At 33.0% G+C, this 23,804-nt stretch carries 34 protein-coding genes and 1 rRNA gene; 15 read left to right on the top strand and 20 right to left on the bottom strand.

Features of this window, described 5'->3' with window-relative positions; genetic code table 11:
* Positions 1-151 precede the first annotated feature (151 nt).
* The 3 genes from NMSP_RS03135 to NMSP_RS03130 are packed head-to-tail and all read left to right on the top strand — an operon-like array spanning position 152 to position 1,380.
* A complete protein-coding gene (locus tag NMSP_RS03135) occupies positions 152-832 on the top strand; it encodes a PAC2 family protein (protein ID WP_086908360.1) in 681 nt (226 codons plus the stop codon).
* 38 nt (positions 833-870) lie between these two features.
* Positions 871-1,008, top strand: coding sequence for a hypothetical protein (locus NMSP_RS08385; RefSeq protein ID WP_192866208.1), 138 nt, complete (start codon positions 871-873; stop codon positions 1,006-1,008).
* Positions 1,009-1,041: 33 nt separating this feature from the next.
* Positions 1,042-1,380 (top strand): arsenate reductase family protein, encoded by a 339-nt coding sequence (locus NMSP_RS03130; protein WP_086907404.1) that lies wholly within the window; start codon positions 1,042-1,044, stop codon positions 1,378-1,380.
* On the opposite strand, the gene NMSP_RS03125 is transcribed toward NMSP_RS03130, so the two are convergent.
* Positions 1,377-1,625, bottom strand: a complete 249-nt coding sequence (locus tag NMSP_RS03125; RefSeq protein WP_086907403.1) for a hypothetical protein — start codon at positions 1,623-1,625, stop codon at positions 1,377-1,379. The two genes, NMSP_RS03130 and NMSP_RS03125, sit on opposite strands and share 4 nt — an antisense overlap.
* A gap of 58 nt (positions 1,626-1,683) precedes the next feature.
* On the opposite strand from NMSP_RS03125, the gene NMSP_RS03120 reads away from it, so the two are divergent.
* Entirely contained in the window at positions 1,684-2,736 is a 1,053-nt protein-coding gene (locus tag NMSP_RS03120) for an ABC transporter permease (protein ID WP_086907402.1), read from the top strand.
* Between the two features lie 5 nt (positions 2,737-2,741).
* Positions 2,742-4,109, top strand: coding sequence for an ABC transporter permease (locus NMSP_RS03115; RefSeq protein WP_086907401.1), 1,368 nt, complete (start codon positions 2,742-2,744; stop codon positions 4,107-4,109).
* A gap of 5 nt (positions 4,110-4,114) precedes the next feature.
* Here NMSP_RS03115 and NMSP_RS03110 read toward each other — a convergent pair whose 3' ends face one another.
* From NMSP_RS03110 to NMSP_RS03095, 4 genes are read right to left on the bottom strand one after another with little or no spacing between them, the layout of a single operon-like run.
* Complete coding sequence (locus tag NMSP_RS03110; protein WP_086907400.1) at positions 4,115-4,432, bottom strand: hypothetical protein; 318 nt, start codon at positions 4,430-4,432, stop codon at positions 4,115-4,117.
* A gap of 9 nt (positions 4,433-4,441) precedes the next feature.
* The gene (locus NMSP_RS03105; protein WP_086908359.1) at positions 4,442-4,786 is read right to left on the bottom strand and encodes a hypothetical protein; all 345 of its coding nucleotides are present in this window, start codon (positions 4,784-4,786) and stop codon (positions 4,442-4,444) included.
* A gap of 38 nt (positions 4,787-4,824) precedes the next feature.
* Entirely contained in the window at positions 4,825-5,247 is a 423-nt protein-coding gene (locus NMSP_RS03100) for a Mov34/MPN/PAD-1 family protein (RefSeq protein WP_086907399.1), read from the bottom strand.
* A 30-nt stretch (positions 5,248-5,277) separates the two neighbouring features.
* Positions 5,278-6,561, bottom strand: coding sequence for an exonuclease SbcC (locus tag NMSP_RS03095; RefSeq protein ID WP_086907398.1), 1,284 nt, complete (start codon positions 6,559-6,561; stop codon positions 5,278-5,280).
* Positions 6,562-6,637: 76 nt separating this feature from the next.
* On the opposite strand from NMSP_RS03095, the gene NMSP_RS03090 reads away from it, so the two are divergent.
* Together NMSP_RS03090 and NMSP_RS03085 are read left to right on the top strand one after the other, a co-directional pair.
* Positions 6,638-7,099 (top strand): SRPBCC family protein, encoded by a 462-nt coding sequence (locus tag NMSP_RS03090; RefSeq protein WP_086907397.1) that lies wholly within the window; start codon positions 6,638-6,640, stop codon positions 7,097-7,099.
* A 63-nt stretch (positions 7,100-7,162) separates the two neighbouring features.
* Positions 7,163-7,468, top strand: coding sequence for a hypothetical protein (locus tag NMSP_RS03085; RefSeq protein WP_086908358.1), 306 nt, complete (start codon positions 7,163-7,165; stop codon positions 7,466-7,468).
* A gap of 2 nt (positions 7,469-7,470) precedes the next feature.
* Here NMSP_RS03085 and NMSP_RS03080 read toward each other — a convergent pair whose 3' ends face one another.
* The 3 genes from NMSP_RS03080 to NMSP_RS08380 all read right to left on the bottom strand — a co-directional run bounded on the left by NMSP_RS03080 (position 7,471) and on the right by NMSP_RS08380 (position 8,520).
* On the bottom strand, positions 7,471-7,692 hold the full coding sequence (locus tag NMSP_RS03080; protein WP_086907396.1) for a hypothetical protein: 222 nt from the start codon (positions 7,690-7,692) through the stop codon (positions 7,471-7,473).
* Between the two features lie 207 nt (positions 7,693-7,899).
* Complete coding sequence (locus NMSP_RS03075) at positions 7,900-8,280, bottom strand: hypothetical protein (RefSeq protein WP_086907395.1); 381 nt, start codon at positions 8,278-8,280, stop codon at positions 7,900-7,902.
* 63 nt (positions 8,281-8,343) lie between these two features.
* Positions 8,344-8,520 carry a hypothetical protein gene (locus tag NMSP_RS08380; RefSeq protein WP_172790420.1) on the bottom strand — a complete coding sequence of 59 codons (177 nt, stop codon included), beginning with the start codon at positions 8,518-8,520 and terminating at the stop codon, positions 8,344-8,346.
* 123 nt (positions 8,521-8,643) lie between these two features.
* Between NMSP_RS08380 and NMSP_RS08375 the strand changes: the two genes are divergently transcribed.
* Positions 8,644-8,787: a hypothetical protein gene (locus tag NMSP_RS08375; RefSeq protein WP_192866207.1), complete on the top strand. Its 144-nt coding sequence runs from the start codon at positions 8,644-8,646 to the stop codon at positions 8,785-8,787.
* A 29-nt stretch (positions 8,788-8,816) separates the two neighbouring features.
* Here NMSP_RS08375 and NMSP_RS03065 read toward each other — a convergent pair whose 3' ends face one another.
* The 6 genes from NMSP_RS03065 to NMSP_RS03040 form a co-directional block, all read right to left on the bottom strand.
* Complete coding sequence (locus NMSP_RS03065) at positions 8,817-9,050, bottom strand: Lrp/AsnC ligand binding domain-containing protein (protein ID WP_086907393.1); 234 nt, start codon at positions 9,048-9,050, stop codon at positions 8,817-8,819.
* Positions 9,051-9,101: 51 nt separating this feature from the next.
* Positions 9,102-9,752 (bottom strand): nitroreductase family protein, encoded by a 651-nt coding sequence (locus NMSP_RS03060; protein WP_086907392.1) that lies wholly within the window; start codon positions 9,750-9,752, stop codon positions 9,102-9,104.
* Between the two features lie 49 nt (positions 9,753-9,801).
* Complete coding sequence (locus NMSP_RS03055) at positions 9,802-9,984, bottom strand: hypothetical protein (RefSeq protein ID WP_086907391.1); 183 nt, start codon at positions 9,982-9,984, stop codon at positions 9,802-9,804.
* Positions 9,985-10,056: 72 nt separating this feature from the next.
* Positions 10,057-10,644, bottom strand: coding sequence for a hypothetical protein (locus NMSP_RS03050; protein ID WP_086907390.1), 588 nt, complete (start codon positions 10,642-10,644; stop codon positions 10,057-10,059).
* Between the two features lie 98 nt (positions 10,645-10,742).
* Positions 10,743-11,111: a hypothetical protein gene (locus NMSP_RS03045; RefSeq protein ID WP_086907389.1), complete on the bottom strand. Its 369-nt coding sequence runs from the start codon at positions 11,109-11,111 to the stop codon at positions 10,743-10,745.
* Positions 11,108-11,521, bottom strand: a complete 414-nt coding sequence (locus NMSP_RS03040) for a CoA-binding protein (RefSeq protein ID WP_086907388.1) — start codon at positions 11,519-11,521, stop codon at positions 11,108-11,110. Before NMSP_RS03040 ends, NMSP_RS03045 begins: the two co-directional genes overlap by 4 nt.
* Before the next feature lie 95 nt (positions 11,522-11,616).
* On the opposite strand from NMSP_RS03040, the gene NMSP_RS03035 reads away from it, so the two are divergent.
* The 3 genes from NMSP_RS03035 to NMSP_RS03025 are packed head-to-tail and all read left to right on the top strand — an operon-like array spanning position 11,617 to position 14,111.
* Positions 11,617-12,525, top strand: coding sequence for an NAD-dependent epimerase/dehydratase family protein (locus NMSP_RS03035; RefSeq protein WP_086907387.1), 909 nt, complete (start codon positions 11,617-11,619; stop codon positions 12,523-12,525).
* A 44-nt stretch (positions 12,526-12,569) separates the two neighbouring features.
* Positions 12,570-13,067: a winged helix-turn-helix transcriptional regulator gene (locus NMSP_RS03030; protein WP_086907386.1), complete on the top strand. Its 498-nt coding sequence runs from the start codon at positions 12,570-12,572 to the stop codon at positions 13,065-13,067.
* Positions 13,068-13,103: 36 nt separating this feature from the next.
* Positions 13,104-14,111 (top strand): biotin--[acetyl-CoA-carboxylase] ligase, encoded by a 1,008-nt coding sequence (locus NMSP_RS03025; RefSeq protein ID WP_086907385.1) that lies wholly within the window; start codon positions 13,104-13,106, stop codon positions 14,109-14,111.
* 1 nt (position 14,112) lies between these two features.
* Here the strand turns inward: NMSP_RS03025 and NMSP_RS03020 are convergent, their stop codons facing one another.
* Positions 14,113-14,499, bottom strand: coding sequence for a hypothetical protein (locus tag NMSP_RS03020; RefSeq protein WP_086907384.1), 387 nt, complete (start codon positions 14,497-14,499; stop codon positions 14,113-14,115).
* A 149-nt stretch (positions 14,500-14,648) separates the two neighbouring features.
* Here NMSP_RS03020 and NMSP_RS03015 point away from each other — a divergent pair, with 149 nt between their 5' ends.
* Together NMSP_RS03015 and NMSP_RS03010 are read left to right on the top strand one after the other, a co-directional pair.
* Positions 14,649-16,046 carry a M57 family metalloprotease gene (locus NMSP_RS03015; RefSeq protein ID WP_086907383.1) on the top strand — a complete coding sequence of 466 codons (1,398 nt, stop codon included), beginning with the start codon at positions 14,649-14,651 and terminating at the stop codon, positions 16,044-16,046.
* 113 nt (positions 16,047-16,159) lie between these two features.
* Positions 16,160-17,074, top strand: a complete 915-nt coding sequence (locus NMSP_RS03010) for a transcription initiation factor IIB (protein ID WP_086907382.1) — start codon at positions 16,160-16,162, stop codon at positions 17,072-17,074.
* 11 nt (positions 17,075-17,085) lie between these two features.
* Here NMSP_RS03010 and NMSP_RS03005 read toward each other — a convergent pair whose 3' ends face one another.
* The gene (locus NMSP_RS03005) at positions 17,086-17,496 is read right to left on the bottom strand and encodes a phosphoribosyltransferase (protein ID WP_086907381.1); all 411 of its coding nucleotides are present in this window, start codon (positions 17,494-17,496) and stop codon (positions 17,086-17,088) included.
* A 137-nt stretch (positions 17,497-17,633) separates the two neighbouring features.
* Here NMSP_RS03005 and NMSP_RS03000 point away from each other — a divergent pair, with 137 nt between their 5' ends.
* Positions 17,634-18,065, top strand: coding sequence for a universal stress protein (locus tag NMSP_RS03000; RefSeq protein WP_086907380.1), 432 nt, complete (start codon positions 17,634-17,636; stop codon positions 18,063-18,065).
* Between the two features lie 5 nt (positions 18,066-18,070).
* Here the strand turns inward: NMSP_RS03000 and msrA are convergent, their stop codons facing one another.
* From msrA to NMSP_RS02985, 3 genes are all read right to left on the bottom strand, one after another.
* Positions 18,071-18,523 (bottom strand): peptide-methionine (S)-S-oxide reductase MsrA, encoded by a 453-nt coding sequence (msrA, locus tag NMSP_RS02995; RefSeq protein ID WP_086907379.1) that lies wholly within the window; start codon positions 18,521-18,523, stop codon positions 18,071-18,073.
* 51 nt (positions 18,524-18,574) lie between these two features.
* Entirely contained in the window at positions 18,575-18,955 is a 381-nt protein-coding gene (locus NMSP_RS02990; RefSeq protein ID WP_067960417.1) for a DUF6659 family protein, read from the bottom strand.
* A gap of 63 nt (positions 18,956-19,018) precedes the next feature.
* Positions 19,019-19,858, bottom strand: a complete 840-nt coding sequence (locus NMSP_RS02985; RefSeq protein ID WP_225971321.1) for a class I SAM-dependent methyltransferase — start codon at positions 19,856-19,858, stop codon at positions 19,019-19,021.
* A gap of 111 nt (positions 19,859-19,969) precedes the next feature.
* On the opposite strand from NMSP_RS02985, the gene NMSP_RS02980 reads away from it, so the two are divergent.
* Entirely contained in the window at positions 19,970-20,449 is a 480-nt protein-coding gene (locus NMSP_RS02980) for an RDD family protein (RefSeq protein WP_225971320.1), read from the top strand.
* Between the two features lie 294 nt (positions 20,450-20,743).
* Here the strand turns inward: NMSP_RS02980 and NMSP_RS02975 are convergent.
* Positions 20,744-23,740: ribosomal RNA gene (locus NMSP_RS02975) — 23S ribosomal RNA — on the bottom strand.
* Positions 23,741-23,804: the final 64 nt, after the last annotated feature.

Raw genomic sequence — 23,804 nt, 5'->3', positions numbered from 1 at the left:
ATCAAGAAGAGTTAAAATATAACATTAATGCCAAATTTATGAATAAAATAAAAATATTCGTAGGCTCAAATTTCTTAAAAATTTATAATATTGAGTGAAAAAAATTGAAAAATCAACATACGTTTAAAATTAAATGAAAATTATCAAAAATATGGAATTCATTCAAACCAAAGATCCAAACATCAAAAAACCCATCATCATTGCAGCCATGCAAGATATGGGAAACGTAGGCAGTATAGTTATCAATTTCATAAATCAATCATTAAAGACAGAGTCATTTAGAACCGCTAAAGTTTCATTTCCAACATATGTAATAGACAATGGAGGAAGCATTGATCTTCCCAATGAAAGTTGGGATTACAAATACACCGATGACCTGATCATATTTGGAGGAGGAAAAGGGCAACCTCAAAACAACAATGAATTGAATTTATTGTGTCAAGACGTCATAGATGTTGCAAAAAAACATTCTGCAAAATTCATTTACACGTTAGGGGGATTTCACACAAATAGGATTTTAAAAAATGATCCTAAGACATACGTAACTGCAACAACTACAGAACTAAAAAAACAAATGGAGAAACTGAATCTGGATTTAACTCCTCAAAAATCATTAATTTCAGGATTCAATGGATTGATTCTAGGATTTGCAAAAAAACACGACATTCAAGGAATTGGAATGTATGGAGAAATAAACCAGCCAGAAGTTCCCCAGTATAGAGCAGCAATTAGCATAATCAAAACAATTGAAAAACTAACATATAGAAAATTGGGAAATACTGAAGAATTAGAGATTCTAGCAAGTGAAATGGATCAAAAATTTAGAAATTAATGAGCAGTTCCTACTTCATGAGGAGCAGTATTTTCATCATGGCAGTCACAACTACACAGATGAGTTTTATGGTTATTCATGCAATCGATGCATTCAAAGTGTTTTCGGGTTTCACATGCAGCACAAATCATAGTTTATCATTACCAATAGATGAATTTGAATATTTCTTTAATTAAAGAGTTTTTAAGGCAAATAAAAAAAACACGTTATTGAAAGTCTATCACAAATCATCATGCATCACATGCAAAAAAACAATCACAGAAATTGAAAGAATGAAAATAGATGTTGAGTCAAGGGATTTTTTCAAAGATCCATTTACAGAAGCAGAATTAAAAAAAATTATTAAAATGACAGGAAAAAAACCTCATGAATTACTTCGAAAGAGAGACAAGACATACAAAGAAATGAAATTGGATCAAAACAAAAAAACAGATTCCGAAATCATTAAACTCATGGTAAAAAATCCAGGATTGATTTTACGTCCAATTGTAATTTTAAAAAATAAAGCACTAGTAGGAAAAGTAGACCCTAAAGAAATAAAGAGTTAATCAGAATTTTCTTTCTTAAAAATTCGAATTGCCTCTAAATGAGAACAGTTAGCTTTTTGCCCATTTCCATGATGAAATTTATAGTAATTTTTGAAGCCAAAGCATTCACAAGTATCAGATGTTACAAAATATGACTTGTTGGGGTCTGAAGAAGATCTAATTTGAAACAAGTCATCTTCAACTTTAGATACACATCCATCATCAACTAGTTTTTTTGCTTTTTTGATAGTAGCAGGACTGCTCATAACATGCTGAAAATCTAATAATATTATAAACGATTTCTATCAAAAATCAATATTGAGTATGAAAAAATACATCGCCAAACGCGCAGCTACAATGTTTGGTGTACTGCTAATTACATTACTAATCACAATAATGCTTGTCGGCTCCAACATGGATACAATTCTAAAACAAGGAGTGGTGTTTCAAGTCAGGTCAGAAATTACTGAGAATCCTGCAATAGTTGAAAGTTTTTCATCAGTACAAGAGTTTGAGTCATTTATTGAAAGTCAAACAGAACAGCGGATCAAAACTTTAGGTTTGGACGAACCGTGGTACTCCCCTCAAAGAATTGGATTGACAATGTACAAAATAATTTTATTAGACTTTGGACAGGCAACTTTTCTTACTAGTGATGTTGGCTCATCAGATGTAAAAGATATTATTTTTGAAAAACTTCCAAGAACAATTTTACTATTCACTACAGCTACAATTTTAATTTCAATTATAGGAATTTTTGTTGGGGCGTTATCTGCAAGCAAGATAGGGTCTACAGTTGATAGAATAACATCAAGCTTTGCAATTATCAGTTCAAGTTTTCCAGTTTGGTGGATTGGTATGTTAATGATATTTTTATTTGCATTTACGTATCAGGTTTTTCCAGCAAGGGCGACACCAGATATTTTACCATCAGATCCAGGATACATTGGTTCTTTGTTGTACCACATGACCTTACCGCTAATTACAATTGTGATGATAGGTTTTGGTTCATGGGCATATCTTGTAAGAAATTTCATGGTAGGAATTATGCAAGAAGATTTCATTACAGCAAAAAAAGCAATTGGAATCAAACAAAGTAAAATCACATACACACATGCATTAAAAAATGCAGCACCGCCAATTATTACAATTTTAGCACTCAGTTTATCAGGCTCGTTAGGAGGAGCAATAATTACAGAAGCAGTATTTGATTGGCCAGGCATGGGAAGACTATACTTTGAAGCAATTACAGTCATGGATTTGCCAGTAATTATTGGTGCAACATACATCCTCACAGTATTTTTCCTAGTAAGCATATTCATTGCAGATTTACTTTACGGGTATTTTGATCCTAGAATTAGGACAAACACGGAGTAATCAAAATGAGCAACATTACATCTCAAGACATCAAAAAAGAATTTTTTAAAAGCAAAATGGGAATTGCAGGAATAATTATCCTTACAATTCTAATATCCACATCAGTTATTACAATTATAACAATTCCAGTGGAGACATTTCAAGAATGGAATAACCCTGGAAGTTGGATTACATACCCAAAAGCAGCAACACCTGTATGGGTAAACTTATTTTTGATGGAAAAAATTCCTGAACACAAAATACTAACAGAGCCAAAAATAAATGATTTCTCAAATAATGAGATAAACTTATCGTCATATCAATTTAATTTTAATTTTGAATATGATCAATTCCCAAATGATTTCATTTATTCATATTCAACAAAATATGAGGATTCGCCATTGCTAGAAATGACAGTAATGCGTCCAGATGGAATGAAATTAAAATTAATTTCAGTCGCATTGCCATATTCTAGTACAAGTACGATTCATGATGACAAAATATTTTCAACAGATTCAATGCTAAAAAAAGAACTAGTTATGCAAAATAACAAATTTGATTTTAACATAGATAAATTATCATCTGAAGAAATTGTTTTTTCAAAAACTGAGACCAATGAACCGCTAAAGGGAAATTACGTATTTGTAATTGAAACATACGAAATTGATAAAAAAAGTGAGATAATTGAATCCAATTTGATCATAGGAGGAAAGGCTTTTGGAATTATGGGAACAGATGAATTGAGACGAGACTTAGCCATAGGACTGTTGTGGGGAACACCACTTGCATTGTTCATTGGACTTGTGGTATCTGTAGCATCAGTTATAATGGGATTGATTTACGGAGTTTATTCAGGATTCAAGGGCAAAAAAACAGATGAGGCATTAATGAGATTCAACGATGTCATCTATGCACTGCCAGCACTGCCATTTTTGATTATTCTTTCAGTAACAATCAGCAACAGCATTTTTGTAATGATTGGTTTTTTGATGATTTTTGGATGGGTAGGAATTGCAAAGGTATCACGAAGTATGTCACTTCAAATCAAAACCAGAGGATATGTGGAAGCTGCATCAATGATGGGACAAAAGGATTCAAAAATGATTTTCAAACACATCTTACCGCAATTACTGCCATATGCATTTGCAAGTGTGGCAATTTCAGTTCCTGCAGCAATTACTACAGAAGCTGGGTTAAGTTTTCTAGGGTTGGGTGATCCTTCATTTCCTACATGGGGTCAGATTTTACATGATGCAAATACATTTGGGGCTGCAGCAAGAGGGTTATGGTGGTGGATTGTACCACCAGGGGTAATGATTGCAATTACAGGATTAGCATTTGTCTTTATTGGAAATGCTTTAGATTCAATAATTAATCCAAAATTAAAAAAATAGTAAAACTAGAGTTCGAACTTTCGAATTAGTTCAATTGCACTGTCCTTCAATTTAATCGAATAGCAGTGTGAATTTACATCATTGATTGCAGCCAGATTATTAGCAAATACTTTTTTGCTGTGACCACCATAAGATGCATTATCTGATTCATCAAAACAAATTGTCATTTGTTTCATGTTTAGTTCATTCTTTAAGAGAAATGCAATAAACTTTTGATAATTATCAGTGTTAACCCAGTCTAGTTTTTTCTCCTCACTTATTCCAATCCAAATCTCAATGGAGTTTTGGTATAGGGCTTTTTTTCTTAATTCTTCTAAAGTCATATTATTATCCTAAAAATCTGCTCTTTGCATTTTTGAACCACAGCGGGGACATGAACCACCTTTGTGTTTGTTGTTACAAACAAGACAGACATAGCGAACATTAGCTGAATCACTTTGTCCTCCACCACTTCCAAAGAATCCACCTCCAGCACCACTAGAGCTACCGCCATAATTTCCCATTTGTCCCATTTGACGTCTTCTCATATACATTGGAAGTAAGATGAAAATTGCCATCACTAGCCCAATGCTAATGAACCAAGGAACACCAAGATAACCTAGAACTATTTGCAGACCAATACTGAATACAAGTGAGGCACCAAGGAAAATATAATATTTTTTTAATTGAGGATTCAAACCAATCAAAGTCCCTTAAAAAAGGTTATAAAGCTTTGTCAGTTTTTCTCAGTTTCATTTTCATCATTTATGGATAATGGAATTGTATTTCCACTACTATCCCATGCAAAAATGGAATCATCATCATAAGGAGATTGGATAATTAAAGAAACCAAACCAAAAAAATTATTCAAATCAGTTACAGAAGGTTCAGCTGAACCAGACGGATGAGAATGAACAACTCCAATATAGCTATTATCAAATGGCAAAAAAGAGTGCGGGAATCCTGCAAATGTAGGACCTGTAAAATTAAAGGGAGGAATAGCTAGTCCATCAATTTTGATTTGACCATTTTTAGATTTACCTTTCAATATGAGAATTCCTTCATTAGGATGTTTCATTTTACAAAATGTGACAATACTGTCTAAGACGCTTTTATCAAGTAAGACTTTACGTTCAAATTTTTTATTTTTAAAAAACATAAGAACAGTGTAATTACTTGGTAAATAAATTTAAGATTTTGAGATAGTATATCGAGTCGATGAAAAAATTTGTAATTTACCCTCTATCTTAGATATGAGTTTAGGTATTTCTGAATCTATTTCACCGATTTCAGATAAAATGGTCTTAGATTTTTGGCGTTCATCATTTTCAGATTCACTAGTCTTTGAAATATCGTTTTCAGTAGAAGTCAAGTTCTGAGGTTTTAAATTTTTGAGTTCCACTTGCATAGAATCAGAAACAGTAGAATATTCAGACACTTTTTTTATAAAACCATCCAAGGATTCTTCAGTTTCAGTTAATTGAGATAATGTTTTTTGAGTATCCTTAACGGATATAGAACCTGAAGTAATGCCTTTTCGAATATTTTCTAAAATTAAAATTATTGAATCTAAATTTTCAGCGATTAATGCATCAAAAGGATTATCTACCAAAGTAGACAAAATATGGGTTTGTTCCTTATCTAATGAAGAAGCATATGCATATCTACCAAGTGGACGAGAAATTTTTGTGAATTGAGCGTCTATTTCAGACTTAATTTTAGATTTTTGTTTCATGAAATCATTGAGTTCATTTTGTAATGAAACATATTTTTGATAATTTTCAGACGTATGAATTTCATCAAGGGACTTTTTTAGAGAAGTGCTTCTTTCTTGTAGAGATTTTAAATTTTCTTGTATCTCAGCATTACGTTTTGTTTTGTCAATGCGGTCTTGTTTGAGAGAATTAATTTTACTTAACATTTCATCAATTTCATCAAAACTAGATTGAGTTGAATCAAAATGTTTTAGAAGTTTTGTAATATTATCAGAATTTTCGTTCATAATTTTTAGATTAGTAGTTAGTTGGTTTGCGTATTTTTTTGCAAATATATGGATGACTCTAGTTTGTCTACCCAAAACATCACCAACTTTTTTTAATAATTGAGTTAGAAAATAATCTAATTTTTTTGCATCCTCAATTGTTGAAACTTGAATTAATGTTTTGACATCTTTTTTTAAAATATCAATAACTTGCTTCTTTCCTCTAACCACAATTATTGCCAAGTGCTTATCAATGTCATCAATGTTTAGATCATCTTTTTCTAAAACAATTCCAATTTTCATAAGATCATCAATTAATGGTGCAGTATCATTTCTCAAGTTTTTTATTTCCGAAATGGTTTGAGATTCTCTTAATTTACGTAAATCATTGATAATTTGAGGAACTTCAGAAAGTTCAATGTCTTGATTAACACTTTTACGTTCAACAGGTTGCTCTTCCACTTGCTTTTTTTTACCCCATCCAAAGACCATTTGATAAGATTATGCCGTAGGGATTAAAAATGATTCTTACACATATCTTAAAATCTAATAAAAATTTGATATAGACATGGCAAAAAATCTTCAAAAATCATTTCACACGGGAACAGTCAAAAAAACTATCAAAATTAAGGCATCAAAAGACAAAGTTTGGAGAAAAATCAGCAATATCGGAGGGTTGTCTTCATGGTTAGTAGATGTAACTAAAACAGAATATCTATCTGCAAAGAAAAAAGGAGTAGGGGCAATTAGATTAATCACATTTGGAGATGGAAACGAGATTGAAGAACATGTAGTGGCATGGGAAAAAGGAGAATATTTCACATATGTCGCAACAGAAGGTTTGCCATTAAGAGCATATGTTGCAACAATTTCTATTAAAAAGAAAACTAAAACATCGACTGAATTAACATGGCAATCATATCTAAACAGTCAAAAAATGTCTGAAAAACAATTTCTAGAATTTCTGGTGTTTATGGGTTCGTTCTACGAGGCATCTTTAGAAAATTTGAAAAAGTTGTTAGAAAAATAACATTAGTTATTTTTTGGGTTAAAATCTAAATACTGTGAATCATTGAAAAAAAATATGAGTGATATGCGATTCATAATTTTAGGAGTTGCATTAATTTTTGTAGGAGTAATTGTATTGGGTGCTTTTGGTCATGAATATCAAGCAGCAACAATAGAATCAAATGAATTTGGAACATGTTACGAATACTTTGATGATAAACCTCCACAAAAGATCAATTGTTCATTTAAGATAATGGATCAAACAGTATTTTTTGGATTAGTTTTAGCATTCATAGCAGCTGGAATAATTTCATTGATTAAAGGAATTAGAGGAGACTGGGACAGTAAAATTAAGCCAGAAGATGTAGTCGGACCAGGCAAAGAAGAATAAATCTAATCTTTAGAATAACGAGAATTAAAAACCAAATCAGAATCACCGTCATTTTGTTTTTGAGAATCATATTCTTGTTTTGATTCAATCATTTTTTTTCGAGTATCATACATGATTTTATCCACATCAGTCAGTACATCATAATGATTCTTACCCAAATGACGAAAATGGACCAAAATTGAATCATCGCCATCAAAAATTTCATTACAATAATTACATTTCATTCTACGTCTAAATCAAGAAAGTAGAATTTATGTTATTATGTTTTGTAAGAACTCACCATCAGAATTCATCAACACAGAAAGAGATTCAACTCATCTTGATTGGCAGAGATGTAATCTTCTAATCTCTGAAAACTTATTCCTCATGTGGCAATTTCTTTCAATTACTATTACAAAATTTACATTTAAGCACAACAATAAAGTAAAAAATTAAGATTTAGATTCAAGAAGAGTTTTCATAGAAAAGACAAGTTCATTGATTCTTTCAACTCTGTCATCGAATTGAAAATCAGTTAGTTGTGGAGGTTTTGTCAAAACAATTACCAATTCAGAGAAATCACCATTAGGAATTATACGCATTGGAATGTTCCAAGTTGATTCCTCATCAACATATTGATGATCAAGAATTCCCAGGGATCTGTTGGAATTAAATTTGACTTTAGATTTTCCGTAAGGTCCAATAAATGACCACCATCCACTGGAATTAATTTTTGCATCAGGAATTATTTTTGGAAACAATTCAACAATGGCATCAAATGTATCACCTGCAATTTTATCAACATGTACAGAGATGGTTCTAGTTCTAATCACAATAAAAAAGTCAAATATTCATTAAAAAGAGTATGGTAGCAATCATACTAATTGGAAAGTAATTTAGCCGTTAAGAAATTCTTTAATTTTTTTTAAATTTTCAACATTTGATTCATGAAACATTATCATCGATTCAGATAAAGAATTAGGCAAAACAGTTTTCAGATTATTTACTAATTCATCACCACTTTCAATCATGGTATCAATAAGATTATCAATTTCATTCTTATCGCCAGTCATGATTTCCAATGATATTAATCATAATTAAGGATTGAAAGCTACTAATCGTTTAAGCTCTTAAATTCCAAACATTTTTGATTAAATTCATTCAAATATGTTTTAGTATTGATTTGAGAATCCATAATGTACAGTTCACAGGTTTCTGGATCAATTAGAGGTTTAGAGTTATCATTTGTAGCAAATTGTAAAACCAAAATGCCTACAAGAACCACTATTAGAATAATTGGCAGTTTAGTTGAAGAGATATCCATAGTAAATCATAATTAAGTTCAAACTTAAGCATACTGAATTTGGATTTAATTTTCTTTTTTGATTAAAGTTGCAGTAGAACGAACCTTATCTAATTTTTGAATATTCCACGATACAATTTCTCGAATTTTTTCAAAATTTTCACCTTGTAACTTTACCATCATATCATGTGTACCTATTGTTTCAAAAACATCAACTACTTGTTCTAATTCCTTTAACTGTTCAATGATTTTTTCTTCTGCTCCTAATTCACAATTTAACATAACATATGCGTCAGTCATAAAATACTGCAATATTGATGAATATTTAAAGATGGAGGATTTTAGGTTAAGCTACCAAACTACATTTACTAGATCTTTAAGATTACGTCTAGGTTTAGGGAATTTACTTTGTTTTGGATATCCAATACACAGTAATGATGAAGGAACCAAATCAGTTTGAAGAATATCCATTACTTTTTGTTCATCAAACATTCCAATCCAAATAGAACTTAATCCCAATGCTTGTGCTGCAAGTTGGGAATAACCAGCTGCAAGAGTTGCATCTTGAATTGCAAACTTTCGAAGTACGTATGGGGGAAAATTAAATTTGACCCTGGAAGGATTTTTACAAAAAACTAACACTATGGGTGCATCAACACAGGACTGAAAATTACATGCATCAACTAACAGTCTTTTTTTCTCAGGGCTTTTAACATAGAATATTTCAAACCCTTGAAAATTACCAGCCGTTGGTGCAGTGTCAGCTGCTGCAATAATTTTATCAATCTTTACTGTTTCAACAGGTTTATCAGAAAATTTTCTAGTTGAACGTCTCTTTTTCATAACTGCAAATAAATCAGTATCAACTACTTCAGCAGGTTCAGAACGTAAGACAAAATCCAATAATTGATTCGGAAGGCCTGGATCAAAGTCATCAGGAGAGCTTTCAGGAGAATATTCTTCAGGAGAAGCAAAATCATCATCAGGGTGGAAATCCCTCATCAACATAATGTACAATTTAATGATATTAAAGATTAGTCAAAAACGGACATTATTCTGCATTAAATTTATCGCAACCAGAGGTACAAGGTTTATTCATTACGCCTTCACATTGACCAAATTCATTATGCATAATTCTATGATGTCCACAAGTTTTGCATTTTTCTCTAAAATGTCCAATTAATTCAGCAGTAGAAATTTCAGATTTCTCAATTTTAGATTCAATAGAACTCATTGTAAAAAATAGAATGTATCAGTTATTTTAAACATTTGAAAAAGAAAAGCAAATAAAATATTTTTGAAAAGGTTACCAGAATGAACGAATTCTAGTTACATTTCTGTATCTATCATGGAGTATGAATCCAGACATTAGTCCTAAAACTGCACCAAATAGTACATGCAAGAATGCAGAATACCACAATACAAAGTCATTACCTTGTATCAATGTCAACAATGCTTCTTTTTCTTTAGGCAATATGTTGATTAATGTGTCACTAGATTCAAGTGCATTTTCAAGAAGAGGCATCATTACCAACGTATGCAGTGGTAAGAACGCTAAACTAAATACAATTGCTCCTGTAACTGCACCAGTTAAAATTCCCTTTGGAATTGTAATAATTCTAAATGTTCTCCAATAAGATGCTGACAAGTTGTAAGCAATTCCAATTAATGCTGCAACTGTAATGTGCATCATCAAACCAATAAGAACAGCTCCAAAACCTTCAACGCCCATAGGAATACCTATTGTTTTGTAAAAGGTACCATGTGGAATGTTTAGTTGTTGATCAATTGAGAGAAATGAAGAAAATAGTGCGCAACCTGCGACCAAACCAGCTCCAAATCCTACTTTAACAGTACCAAATCGATCGGATTTATCCTCATTATCGGAACTCATCACAGAATCTCAGAAAGAGGTTATTTATTAAGGAAACCATCATTGTCAGGGATTACCAGAACATGAAGAAAAAATTAGTAAACTGAGATTAAAATAAATCAATGTTCATGAGGCATGATTTTATTTTTTTTAATTTTTTCAAGTGTTTGATTAATCTCTTTTAAAGCCCATTCAATGTCAGCGACATCATCTGAAGATAAGGATTTTTTCCAATTATCCAAAACAGTATGACCAATTTCTGAACAATTGGATAATAAATTCCAGTAAGGATGATGTTCAGCAGTAGCATGTGCTAATTCAGTTACATCATTAAGACCGTTTTGTGCCCTTGCCAAAGAAGTAATTTTTGGACCAAAAATTTTGATTATATCATATTCAAGATCTTCTTCAATTTTTAGTCCAAGTTCTTTTTCATATTTTTTAACTAATTCAGTCAAATCATGTTGAAAATTATCAAAAGTAGTCATAAATTCAATCTCCGGTGTTCAGCTAACATACATCTGTTAAAAACAACAAGTATTCCAGCTTTTCGAGCTAATTCCTCAGATTCAAAGTCATGAATGCCCTCTTGAAGCCAAATCACTTTAGGCTTTTTTTCTATACATTCCTCAATAATAGTTGAAATTTGTTCAGAGGGTCGAAATACATCAATGATGTCAACAGATCCTTCTATTTCAGAAACAGAGTCATAGCAAGAAATATCCAAAATTTTTTCAGCATTAGGATTTACAGGAGTTATTTCATATCCATTATCAAATAGATATTTTGGAACATAGTGTGCAGCCTTTGACGAATGTTTAGACATTCCAATTACAGCAACAGTTCTTAATGATAAAATATCCATAATTTGTTGGTCAGAAAAAGAATCTTGGTTCATGATGTGCAATCAATTATAGAGCATATAATTTTTAAATTATGGCACTAGTTGAAGAAAAACAAATACAATAAAAGGCAAAAAGTTAGAGTTGTCATATGACAAAATCGGTATTAGTTACAGGAGCAACAGGATTCATTGGTTCAAGATTAGTAGATGAATTAATCAAAAAAGGATACAAAGTTACCAGTTTAGTTCGAAAAGGAAAAGAAGGCAATCCAAAATCAAATATCATATATGGTGATCTAACGGATAAAAAAATAGATTTCAAGGATTTGAAATTTAATTGTGTATTTCACCTAGCATCACATACACCTTTAGAAAAAAATAAAAAAATACTAGAAAAAGTCAATTTAGACGGAACAAAAAAATTATTTGAGGAAATTAAAAATATAACAAATTCGATAATATACATTTCAGGATTAGGAGTATATGGTGAAACAGGAGAGAAAGTAATCGATGAAAATCAAAAATATAACCCAAATACAAATTTTGTTAAAATCAGATTAGATGCAGAAAAATATCTAAAAGAGAATTCATTAAAAAATAAAATAGATTTTGCAGTTGTGCATTTCGGAGACGTGTATGGTTCAGATGGGTGGTTTTATGAAATGTTAATCAAGAGATTGAAAAAAAATACTTTTAGAATGCCTGGAGGAGGAGATTATTTCAAAGGGTTTGTTCATGTAGATGATGCAGTAGGCAGTATGATTTCAGTTTTAGAAGAAAAAGCATTTGGAGAATCATTCATAATTGCAGATTCTGAACCAGTGACATTCAAAGAATTTTCAAATTTTACAGCAGACCAAATTGGTGCAAAACATCCTGGAAGCGTTCCAGCATTTTTGGCTAAAGCGGTATTAGGCGGAGATTTAATAAAATTATTAACAACGTCAATGAAAGTATCAAATAAAAAAATTTCCAATATTTACAAATTCAAATATTCAAATTATAAAGATGGAATCACACAAGTAGTATCAGAATTAAAAGAAAAAAATAAGATCTAATTCAAATCAGAGAGTATTTTAATTATAAAAAATATAGATAATTTATGGATACAGAACCCAAAGACGTCATCGTATTAGGATCAATTAGAAGAGGTAAAAAGAAATTTTCAAATATTCAAAATGAAACAAGAATCAATCCAGAAGAATTGAATTCAATATTAGAACAATTAGAGAATAGTGGCTTCATAAAAGTTGAAGAAAAAAAAGGTTGGTTTGGTAAAAAAATTGAATTAAAAATTACAGATAAGGGATCAGACGAATTAGATAAAAAGATTGTAGAGATACAAAACAAATGGAAAGAAATGCAATCAATTTACGAAAGTGGAGACAAACAGAAACTACAACAAAAAATGGAAGAAAATAAGTCATTTTTACCAACTATGATGTTTTTTGGAGTAATGGATATGATGATGTTTTCAATGATGTTTAGTATGATGGGAATAGGAATGTCAAATTTTGTCGGACCAGAAAACATGCCAGCAGAAAGTATGGATGATGGAGGTATGGATGATGGAGGATTTGATTTTGACATTGGATTCTAAACTGTATTTCATTACAAAATTACAAAAAAATGAAAAATGATTTACAATTCATTTGAAGATACAGGATTACTAAGAGTTTTAAAATTTTTAAAAGAGCACAATACAGAATATCTCTCAGGTCAAGACCTAAGTGATGTACTACATATTAGCAGGGTGGCAGTATGGAAGCATATTAAAAAAATTCAAGCATTAGGATACACAGTTGAATCAAAACAAAAAGAAGGATACAAACTAACTAAGAAATCAGATTTGCTATTACCATGGGAAATTACAAATGAATTAGATACAAAATTACTAGGTCAGCAGGCATACTATTACGATTCCGTTGACTCGACACAAACTGAAGCGCTAAAAATTGCCAATGAATCAAACAAAGAAGGGATAATAATTATTGCAGAAAAACAAACAGGAGGAAAAGGAAGGTCGGGTAGAAAATGGATTTCACCAAAAGGCGGCATCTGGTTTTCTATAATCTTACATCCAAAATTTGATATTTCAAATATCACATTATTTCCAATTGCATCATCATTAGCATTATCAAACGCTATTGAAAAAACATGTAAAATTACAACGGAATTAAAATGGCCAAATGACCTAACTATCAAAGGAAAAAAACTTGCAGGAATGTTAGTAGATGCATCATTAGAGTCAAACAAAATAGAAAATTTAGTTTTAGGAGTTGGAATAAATTTTGAAGTAAATAGTAAAGAAATAGAAAAAGTATTAAAAAATACACCAAATTTCTACGGAGTTTCAAGCTTGAGTGAACAAAAAAATAAAATTAAACCAATACAATTGATTCAATCATTCTTATTAGAATTAGAAAAAATTTACGAACAATTAAACAACAATCAACGCAAAAAAATTATTTTAAAATGGACCGAAAGATCATCAACAATTGGAAAGAAAATAGAAGTAGAGACACATCAAGGAAAAGTGAAAGGAGATGCAATCAAAATAGATGATGATGGAGGATTAGTAGTTAAAGATGAAGAAAAAACTAGTAAAATTTTTGCAGGAGATATCATCCATTTAACAAAATAATCTATTTTCGAGGTTTGGATTTAGGTTTGGATTTAGGTTTGGATTTAGGTTTGGATTTAGGTTTGGATTTAGGTTTGGATTTAGGTTTGGATGATAAAATCAAAGAAGATTGTTCTTTTAAGACAGTTTTCAATTCATTTTGAATTTCAAATAATGAAGTCAACAATAATTCCATAGATTTTGAATATGCCGAGTATACAGACAAGAGTTCTGTCTTTTTTTGATCAGTAGAAACAAGAAATTCATTTTTACGTAATAGGTTTGAGGAGTCAATTAATTCAGGCAGGTGTTCTGGAGAGTCAACAATGTCATTTAACTCCCGTTCAATTTGATCAATTTTTTGCTTCATATCGTACAAATTATTACTAATTTTAACTTCAGTCAACATAAAAGAACAGACTAGGAATGAATTAAAGATTTTGATAGATTTGAAAAAGAATAGAATCAACATAGGCAAAAATAACAAAGTATAGAAATAAACAAAAAAAACTAAAGATCATGAAAAATATTGTAAAAATATTATTTTTTTGTTCAATAATGATAGCATTAGTTTCACATAATGAAGAGAATACAGTATTTGCTCAAGAACAGACAAGAGAGCAATTAAAAATATTATTTAATGAAGCAACTGAACTTTTTCAAAATGGAAATTATAATGAAGCAAATATCATTTATGATCAAATTTTAGAATCAAGTCCAAATAATATTTCAACATTAAACATGAAAGGTGTAGGGTATAGCAACATGGAACAACATGCAAAATCATTAAAACAATTTTACAAAGTGTTAGAAAATGATCCTGAAAATGTCAAAGCTCTACTAGGAACCGGAGTAGGTTTTGGAAATCTTGGAGAATATTCTGAATCATTGAAATATTTAGAAAAGGCAGATGAAATGAATCCAAACAATACAGTAATTCAAAATTATAAAGACATTATTGAAAAAACATTAAAAAAATACCCATACACCCCTACTGAAAAACCAACAAATACCATGAAACAAACAATAGGAAAAATACCAGAATGGGTAAAACATATTGCAAATTGGTGGTCTATAGGAGATATCTCAGACAAAAAATTTACTGATAGTATGCAATATATGATAAAAAAAGAAATTATTATAATTCCAGAAAGTACAAAATTTGAAAATACTAATGAATTAAAAATGATTTCATTTGTTAGAAATAACTTTAGTCAATGGAGTCAAAATGAAATTCCAGATAAAGAATTTCATAAAAACATGAATTGGTTAATAGAAAATAATTTTATCAAAATAGACTTACAAAAGACCATAGAAGAAATTGAATACGAGGAATACTTGTTTGACAGATATTTACAAAAAATTTTAAAAAATAAAGGTTCAGAAGTCAGATATATAGAATATCCAAATCCAAGCCAGGATGTAATTAAAAAATTTCTTAGAGATGTAGAAAAATGGAATTTTGAAAAAGAGGTATCACAATCATCGAATGATTTTCCTAGCCCAACATACGAAATTATTGATGAAACATATTTCATAAAGTACAAAATTTACATCAACGAACAACCTCAAGGTTTGCCACTGGATCATACTAGTACATTAAAAAATAGTTTTGAGTTTTGGGAAAAAGTAGAACTAAAGACAAATAATCAAGATGCAAAAATTATTTTTGAAATAACCCCTTCAAAGGCAGATGCAAATGTCTGGGTAACATGGGTGGTTAGAGATATTGGAGAAGGGGTATTAGGACATGCTCATTTAGGCAAAGGAGTAGTGGAAGTAGCATTAGGAGACTACAATTGTGATGGTAGTTTTCAATTATATGATGTCAAAAGTGTTGAAACAATTATGACTCATGAATTGGGTCACTCCATAGGATTACCACATACTAATGACATAGAAAATATCATGTACCCATCGATGACCCCGTCTTACGCATATTGTCTTCTAAGCTAAAATGAACACCAAGACTTGTTCTAAAAAATTAGAATCAGGTTTACTTTCATACAATTAACCTTAAGAAAACTCGTAAAATAATTAATAACTAATTTTGAAAAATCATTTTAAACATGTTAAAAAATACATTTACAACAGGACCAAGGTGTCCAGCTTGTACAAATAACAAAATTGTTACTGATCATGATACAGGAGAATTATTTTGTGGGAATTGTGGATTAGTAATTACAGACAAAGTAACAGATACCAATGCAGAATGGAGATCATTTTCAAAAGACGGAGGGGCAGATCCAACACGAACTGGTGCACCAACATCATTGACAATGCACGACAGAGGATTATCTACAATTATTGGTGCAGTAAACAAAGATGCATCTGGAAAACCATTATCAACTTCAATGAAAAGTTCAATTGAACGTCTTAGAACTTGGGATAGTAGAAGTCAAGCACATTCATCAGCAGACAGAAATCTCAGACAAGCATTAAATGAAATGAGTAAATTAAAAGACAAATTAGCTTTAACTGAAACAGTAATTGAAAAAGCAGCTTACATTTACAGAAAAGCATTAGAAAAAAAATTAGTTAGAGGTAGATCAATTCAAGGCTTAGTTGCAGCATGTCTATATGCAGCATGTAGAAACACAGAAACCCCAAGAACATTACAAGATATTGCAGACGGAATGAATATTAGAAAAAAAGACATTGCACGTTGTTACAGATTAATTTTTAGAGAATTGGAATTAAAAATGCCAGTAGTGGATCCAGTCAAAGGAGTATCAAGAATTGCCAGTGTTGCAGATTTAAGTGAAAAAAGTAAAAGAAAAGCAGTAGAAATTCTCACCCAAGCAAAGGATACAGGTTTAGTTGCAGGAAAAGATCCAATGGGAATTGCAGCTGCATCATTATATTTAGCATGTATTAGTACAGGTGAAATAAAATCTCAAAAAGAAATATCAGAAGCCTCTGGAATAACAGAAGTTACGATAAGAAACAGATGTGTAGGTTTGAGAAAAATGCTCAAAAATTAAAGCAAGAAAAATTATTTCAGGGATTTCTCATACTCTAATTTATCCCATGGAAAAACAAGATAAGAGTCATCAAGGGTTTGATCTCCATAAATTAATTGTTCAGGATAACTCACACCGCGTCTTGCAAATAATGTAGCAAAAGTAAGGTTTGATGAATCTGGAACTTTGGACAGTACATCAGAAAAAGTTTTTCCAGAATCAAAAATATCATCAACGAACAAAGAATCAGAAGAGATAATATTTTGGTCTACAAATATTTTTTCAATACCAAGTGAATCAGCTAAAAGTCTTGACGGAATTAATCCCCCTCTACTGATGGTAGTTATACTAGAAAAATTCTTTGAAGATTTTAAAATCTTATTGGAAATTATTTGAACAGTATTTTCAATCTCACTCCAACTTACATATTGTGACTTTACCATAAAATTAATTCAAATTAACGAGAAAATAAATTATTAGGACAATTTAATTAATTTAATTTAATTTTTCTTAAAAAATAGTAAAATTCAGGAATAACAACAATAGTATTGTATTTTAATATCAAAAATAAGGGATTTTTGTGATTAATAAGAAAATTTCCAAGATTTTTGTTCCGCTAGATGGATCAAAAAATTCACAGAGAGGACTAGAAACTGCAATCACATTAGCCCGAAATTGCAGTGCAACAATTACAGGATTTTATTCAATTAATGCACAGCCACACTCAGAATTCAAAGGCAGTCCATCAGTTGAGAAATCGTTGCATAAAGAGGTAGAAAAAATCATGGAAAATGCAAAAACACTAGCAGCACAAAACGGTATTGTGTTTAAAGACAAAATAGCACTGGGAGAGATAGGATACAACATCATCAAAGCGACCCATGGTAAAACAAAATATGATATGATCGTGATGGGATCCAGAGGAAGAAGTATTAAAAAAGAAATATTCTTTGGAAGTGTATCAAACTATGTAATCCACACATCAAAGATTCCAGTTCTTATTGTAAAATAATTTTTTTAAAATCCCTGTTTTTTAAAATATTTTTGATGGTATTCTTCTGCTTTGTAAAATTTTGGAGCAGGAATAATTTCAGTAACTATTGGATCATTGAAAGTTCTAGAGGAATCAAGATTTTGTTTTGATTTTTCGGCAATTTCTTTTTGTTCTTCATCATGATAAAAAATTGCAGAACGATATTGATTTCCAACATCAGGTCCTTGACGATTTAATGTAGTAGGATTATGATTTTTCCAAAATACATCTAATAACTCATCATATGAAATTTCATTTGGATCAAATTCGACTTCAACTGCTTCAGCATGACCAGTTTTATCAGTACAAACTTCTTCATAAGTAGGGTCAGGCAGTTGTCCACCAATATATCCAACTGCAGTGGAGGTTACACCTTTTGTTTTACTTAGTAAATCTTCAACATGCCAAAAACAGCCTGCACCAAAAGTCGCTTTCAATTCATTATGAATTTGAAATTACCAAATTAAAAGGATATGATTAATTAGAACTTAGTTTACGTCTGTAAAAATCTCTACAACCTTTTTTGCCAAATTTTCAATATTTGCAGTTGGTTCAGCAGAAATCAATAATAGAATTTGAGTAATAGGAAATGGAAAACTTACTAAAACTGCCTTATCACGTCTTGCTGCAAGATAATTAATTGGTCCCAAGCTTTCATCATATTCTTTTCGAATTGAGGCTTTAGAAACAAATTCTAAAAAAGATTGAAGTCTAGTTTCATCGCCTTCATGAGGTACAAGACCGTCCTTAAAACCTCCTGCAACCAATTGCCCGTCTTTGTCAACAATTCCAGCAAATCGAATTTCAGATTCACCTAAAAGTTGAGTACATTTCTCGCCATACAATTGAAATTGTGTTGAATCAGCCACTTAATAAAATTGAGTAATCTCAAGATAAAAACCTATACGGAGTAAAAAGATTTCAGATTAAGATTAATCATCTAAAGCACATTTCAAAAGAACATAATCAATTATTTTTTCTTCAGATGCCCTTTTCATTTTTAATAGTGATTTGTAAAGAATTTTTTCCATATAGCCAGGATATTGTTTGAGAATTTTTTCACTCAACAATTTTCTATTTTTAACATAATAGTCTGCTAACGGATCATAAACATGGTTTCCAATCAAAGTTTCATCAATTATTTTAAATCCATTTGAAGAAATTAGATCTCTTAGATAATCCAGACCATAGTGTTCAGATGACCAAGTAAATTTCAATAAACCCAATCTACCTAAAGATGAATTCTTTAAAGTGATTGGTACGGCCATAACTAAAAATCCAGATTTTATTAACACACGCTTGGATTCAGAAATAAAATTATTCAAAGGTTTGAAATGTTGTGCAGATTCTAAAGCTAAGACACGGTCTACAGAATTATTTGCAAAGGGTAATTTTGTAGAAGTTGAATTTAGAAATTCAATATTTTTTTCATGTTTTAAAAAACTTAATTGTTTGAAATTAATATTAACATCATATAGATTCAAAGTAGGATGAGAGTCTCTCCATAATTTTGAAGGGGCAGATAACCCACTTCCAACATCAAGTACATTTTTTGCAGTAGATAATTCAGATAAATTTCCAAAAACATTACACAAGTTTTCTTGAGCCGAAATAGGATCAGAGTTTTCTTTAGACCAATAACCAAAATTTAGCATACTTCCACCTGTAGCAAGCTGCATTACGGGAGACAAAGTATTGTAAAGATTGACAACATCTTTTTCATTTTTACGAAAGGTCCATAGAAATACATCGATTGGGTTAATAGATATCAAAAATAATTCCACATTAAATTAAAATGAGTACTATTAATGCCTAATCGAATTAAAAAAAATAAAACAATCAGAGGATCAACCTATTTTACTAGGCAATTGAAAGAGAAAATAGTGAACAATTCAGACAATCATCATACATCAAAAATTATTCTTGCAAAGTGGAAAGACAGATTTTTTGCGTGGTTGATTGATTTTGTCATCATTTCATTAATTTCGACAGCAATGGTCTTTGTTTCTTTTCTATCTTTATCGTATAATTTTGAGAATTTTATTACCGATAATGGAATGTATGTTCCAACAAGTGCAATATTTTTTTTATATTGGATTATTTTAGAATATAAAACAGGTCAAACAATTGGGAAAAAAATGTTTAATCTAAAAATCACTAACAGTCAAGGAGAAAAACCAAGTTTAGCAGGAGTGATTCTGAGTAGTTTTGGAAAATCATTCATACTTCCGTTAGATATGATTTTAGGATTAATTATTACAAATGAAAAACGTCAAAGAATATTCAATAGGTTAGGAGATACATTAATCATAAAAATTAAAGAATCAGAAAATGATTCAAAGATCAAATTTGTTAAAGACTAAATTTCAAATCAACAATGCATAGCTTACGCTATGTGTGATTTAAAATGAAATCAACAATGCATAGCTTACGCTATGTGTGATTTAAAATGAAATCAACAATGCATAGCTTACGCTATGTGTGATTTAAAATGAAATCAACAATGCATAGCTTACGCTATGTGGGATTTAAAATGAAATCAACAATGCATAGCTTACGCTATGTGTGATTTAAAATGAAATCATCGTACAAGTCGTGTATATGTTCCACTTGATGATATGAATATGATCATCGCGCATAGTCTCTATGTAAGTGGCTGAACTGATGTGTTGGTCTATTAGTAAAGGCTGGCTCACCACTCGCCGAAGCTTGTGATCTACACCACCTTCCTATCAACGCAGTATTTTGCTGCCGACCTTCATCTTACGAAAGAATAACTTGTCTCGGGATGGGATTCGTGCTTAGATGCTTTCAGCACTTAGCCCAAACGGCTTAGCTGCCCGGCCTGCCTTATCAGACAACCGGTAAACCAGTGGCCACGCTGCTCTGTTCCTCTCGTACTAGGAGCAACTTCCCCTCAGTTATTCACGCTTCCATTAGGCAGAGACCGACCTGTCTCACGACGGTCTAAACCCAGCTCATGTTCCCTTTTAATAGGCGAGCAGCCTCACCCTTGGCCCCTGCTGCAGGACCAGGATAGGAAAAGCCGACATCGAGGTACCAAACCGCGGGGTCGATAGGAGCTCTCGCCCGCGACGAGCCTGTTATCCCTGGGGTAATTTTTCTGTCACCTCCGGGCCCCAATAGTGGGCACACGAAGGATCGCTAAGCCAGACTTTCGTCTATGAATTCCGTGCGTTTGGAAATCCATTCAGTCGAGTTTTTGGCTTTGCCCTCTTCAACGGATTTCTGCCCCGTTTGAACTCAACTTTGGGCCCCTTTGATATCTTTTCAAAGGGGTGCCGCCCCAGCCGAACTGCCTACCTGCACGTGTCTCCGGTCTTCACTGGATAAGTGGTACTGCAAAAAGAGTCTGGTGTTACATCGTTGCTTCATTAACATCCCGGGGAATGTTAAGCATGGCTCCCAGATACCCTGTGCAATTCTTACTATACCACAAGCACAAGCTGCAGTAAAACTCCACGGGGTCTTCTCTCCCCAATGGAAGTTGATGGACTGTTCGTCCACCTTATGTGGCTTCACCGGGTTGTAGGCGGGGACAGTGGGGCTCTCGTTGTTCCATTCATGCGCGTCGGAACTTACCCGACAAGGCATTTGGCTACCTTAAGAGAGTCAGAGTTACTCCCGGCGTTAACCGGCCCTTAGCTCGGTTGAACCCAAGTTTTAGGTACCGGCACCGGCCAGGATTCAGCGACTATACAAATCCTTTCGGACTAGCAGTCGCCTGTGTTTTTATTAAACAGTCGAAACCCCCTTGTCATTGCAACCTGCGGTCCCCATTCCTCATGAAGACCGCAGGCATCCCTTATACCTAAGCTACAGGACTAATTTGCCGAATTCCCTCGCCATACGGTATACCCGTAGCACCTTAGCTTTCTAAGCCAGCGCACCTGTGTCGGTTCTGGGTACGAACTTGTATCTTTCTACCTACACAGTCTTTCATGGTCTCCTGGATTCAAGAAAACTTCGCTGACGCGAAGCCATTCCTACCTCGGATGAGATCTCGTCATTACGACACTCCTTCACCCTTGAATAGTTAGATACAACGATAATTGTACACTCCTTATCCGGAAGCGAACCATATAGATCAAACGATTGATACAAGGTACTAGAATATTAACTAGTTTCCCATTCGATGGACTCTGTTGAGGGCCATCTTAGGATCGACTACCTCCAGGCTGATAACGCATTGCCTGGAAACCCTTGCGCTTACGGTGGTATTGTTTCTCACAATACTATGCTGTTACTGCCGCCAAGATCTGCAATAGAAATCGGTCCACAGGACGTCATCGCCCTGCTTCGGCCCAATCACTACGCCAACCTACCACGAATTATTCATTAATAATTATCTAAAGTATCGGTACTTTGCTTTAGCCCCGTCCGTTTTTGAGGCATCCCCCCTCGGCAGGTAAGTTGTTACACACTTTTTAAAGGATAGCTGCTTCTGAGCTTACCTCCCTGCTGTCTTGGCGAGAACACGCTCTTTCGCTTGACACTTAGCAAAAATTTGGGGACCTTAACTTCAGTCTGGGTTAAACCCCTTTCGGCCATGAGCCTTACGCCACATGAGCCCGTGTCCTTGCTTCTTCAATGCGTATCCGTTCGGAGTTTGAATGAGAGGTGAGGGCGTTAGCCCCCGCGCCTCTCTATCAGTGCTCTACCGGAAACGCTATCTCCACAAAGCACGCCCTGCGAGACGCTTCGGTTGGAACTAGCGAGCGCCAGTCTAGATTGGTTTTTGACCCCTATTCCCAAGTCACAACAACGATTTGCACGTCAGAACGTCTTAAGACCTCCAGAGGGCTTTCGCCCTCCTTCATCTAGCTCAGGAATAGATCGACTGGCTTCTAGCCTAGCCGCCATGACTCTACGCACTTTCACACGCCTCTCCTGACTTCTTGCGAAGCTGCGAGAGCTCGGTTTCCCTTCGCATCCACTTTTACAGTTTATGCTTGCCATGACAGTTAGCTCCTTGGCCCGTGTTTCGAGACGGAACGCGTGACACTGATGATTTGAACATCAAATCTTCAACTCTATTGCTAGAATCTCCAATCTGAAAAAATCACCTTCCATGCCACGCACGTCTGTAACCAATAGGTTTCATGCACTTTTCGCCCCCCTTCCGGGGTACTTTTCAGCTTTCCCTCACGGTACTAGTCCACTATCGGTCTTGAGAAATATTTAGCCTCAGATGCTACTTTCACCTGTATTCATTGCCCACTACCAAGGACAACTACTCGGGTATGAATAGGACCATTCACACTTCGCTTACGGGGGTATCACCCTCTTTTCCAGAACTTTTCAGATCATTTCAGCTGTGCTCCAGGATTCCATATTATCATACCAAAACACCACATCTCCCGAAGGATTCAGTTTGGGCTATTTCCTTTTCGTTCGCCACTACTTGGGAAATCTCATTTGATTTCTTTTCCTCGTGGTACTAAGATGCTTCAATTCCCACGGTTCGACTTCCAATACTATTGTACTGGAATACACAAAAGTGTAAGATTCTCATTCGGACATCTCGGGATCATAGGATGCGTGCGCCTACCCCGAGCTTATCGCAGCTTGCCACGTCCTTCATCTCTTCTCAAGCCTAGCAATCCACCTATTGGCGTCTTTACACCAGTAAATTCAGCCACATATTACACGACTATGCACGACGATCATTGCAAGCCACCGGTAAATGGCCCACTA

Source organism: Candidatus Nitrosomarinus catalina (assembly GCF_002156965.1).
In the GTDB taxonomy this organism is placed as follows: Archaea; Thermoproteota; Nitrososphaeria; order Nitrososphaerales; family Nitrosopumilaceae; genus Nitrosopumilus; species Nitrosopumilus catalinensis.
This window is presented reverse-complemented; position numbering and strand designations above follow the sequence as displayed.

What these genes read in the sequence shown, in the direction of transcription:
- NMSP_RS03135 (WP_086908360.1), top strand. Translation starts at nt 152, where the DNA reads ATGGAATTCATTCAAACCAAAGATCCAAACATCAAAAAACCCATCATC.
- NMSP_RS08385 (WP_192866208.1), top strand. Translation starts at nt 871, where the DNA reads ATGGCAGTCACAACTACACAGATGAGTTTTATGGTTATTCATGCAATC.
- NMSP_RS03125 (WP_086907403.1), bottom strand. Translation starts at nt 1,625, where the DNA reads ATGAGCAGTCCTGCTACTATCAAAAAAGCAAAAAAACTAGTTGATGAT.
- NMSP_RS03120 (WP_086907402.1), top strand. Translation starts at nt 1,684, where the DNA reads ATGAAAAAATACATCGCCAAACGCGCAGCTACAATGTTTGGTGTACTG.
- NMSP_RS03115 (WP_086907401.1), top strand. Translation starts at nt 2,742, where the DNA reads ATGAGCAACATTACATCTCAAGACATCAAAAAAGAATTTTTTAAAAGC.
- NMSP_RS03110 (WP_086907400.1), bottom strand. Translation starts at nt 4,432, where the DNA reads ATGACTTTAGAAGAATTAAGAAAAAAAGCCCTATACCAAAACTCCATT.
- NMSP_RS03100 (WP_086907399.1), bottom strand. Translation starts at nt 5,247, where the DNA reads ATGTTTTTTAAAAATAAAAAATTTGAACGTAAAGTCTTACTTGATAAA.
- NMSP_RS03095 (WP_086907398.1), bottom strand. Translation starts at nt 6,561, where the DNA reads ATGGTCTTTGGATGGGGTAAAAAAAAGCAAGTGGAAGAGCAACCTGTT.
- NMSP_RS03090 (WP_086907397.1), top strand. Translation starts at nt 6,638, where the DNA reads ATGGCAAAAAATCTTCAAAAATCATTTCACACGGGAACAGTCAAAAAA.
- NMSP_RS03085 (WP_086908358.1), top strand. Translation starts at nt 7,163, where the DNA reads ATGCGATTCATAATTTTAGGAGTTGCATTAATTTTTGTAGGAGTAATT.
- NMSP_RS03080 (WP_086907396.1), bottom strand. Translation starts at nt 7,692, where the DNA reads ATGAAATGTAATTATTGTAATGAAATTTTTGATGGCGATGATTCAATT.
- NMSP_RS08380 (WP_172790420.1), bottom strand. Translation starts at nt 8,520, where the DNA reads ATGACTGGCGATAAGAATGAAATTGATAATCTTATTGATACCATGATT.
- NMSP_RS08375 (WP_192866207.1), top strand. Translation starts at nt 8,644, where the DNA reads ATGTACAGTTCACAGGTTTCTGGATCAATTAGAGGTTTAGAGTTATCA.
- NMSP_RS03065 (WP_086907393.1), bottom strand. Translation starts at nt 9,050, where the DNA reads ATGACTGACGCATATGTTATGTTAAATTGTGAATTAGGAGCAGAAGAA.
- NMSP_RS03060 (WP_086907392.1), bottom strand. Translation starts at nt 9,752, where the DNA reads ATGAGGGATTTCCACCCTGATGATGATTTTGCTTCTCCTGAAGAATAT.
- NMSP_RS03055 (WP_086907391.1), bottom strand. Translation starts at nt 9,984, where the DNA reads ATGAGTTCTATTGAATCTAAAATTGAGAAATCTGAAATTTCTACTGCT.
- NMSP_RS03050 (WP_086907390.1), bottom strand. Translation starts at nt 10,644, where the DNA reads ATGAGTTCCGATAATGAGGATAAATCCGATCGATTTGGTACTGTTAAA.
- NMSP_RS03045 (WP_086907389.1), bottom strand. Translation starts at nt 11,111, where the DNA reads ATGACTACTTTTGATAATTTTCAACATGATTTGACTGAATTAGTTAAA.
- NMSP_RS03040 (WP_086907388.1), bottom strand. Translation starts at nt 11,521, where the DNA reads ATGAACCAAGATTCTTTTTCTGACCAACAAATTATGGATATTTTATCA.
- NMSP_RS03035 (WP_086907387.1), top strand. Translation starts at nt 11,617, where the DNA reads ATGACAAAATCGGTATTAGTTACAGGAGCAACAGGATTCATTGGTTCA.
- NMSP_RS03030 (WP_086907386.1), top strand. Translation starts at nt 12,570, where the DNA reads ATGGATACAGAACCCAAAGACGTCATCGTATTAGGATCAATTAGAAGA.
- NMSP_RS03025 (WP_086907385.1), top strand. Translation starts at nt 13,104, where the DNA reads ATGATTTACAATTCATTTGAAGATACAGGATTACTAAGAGTTTTAAAA.
- NMSP_RS03020 (WP_086907384.1), bottom strand. Translation starts at nt 14,499, where the DNA reads ATGTTGACTGAAGTTAAAATTAGTAATAATTTGTACGATATGAAGCAA.
- NMSP_RS03015 (WP_086907383.1), top strand. Translation starts at nt 14,649, where the DNA reads ATGATAGCATTAGTTTCACATAATGAAGAGAATACAGTATTTGCTCAA.
- NMSP_RS03010 (WP_086907382.1), top strand. Translation starts at nt 16,160, where the DNA reads ATGTTAAAAAATACATTTACAACAGGACCAAGGTGTCCAGCTTGTACA.
- NMSP_RS03005 (WP_086907381.1), bottom strand. Translation starts at nt 17,496, where the DNA reads ATGGTAAAGTCACAATATGTAAGTTGGAGTGAGATTGAAAATACTGTT.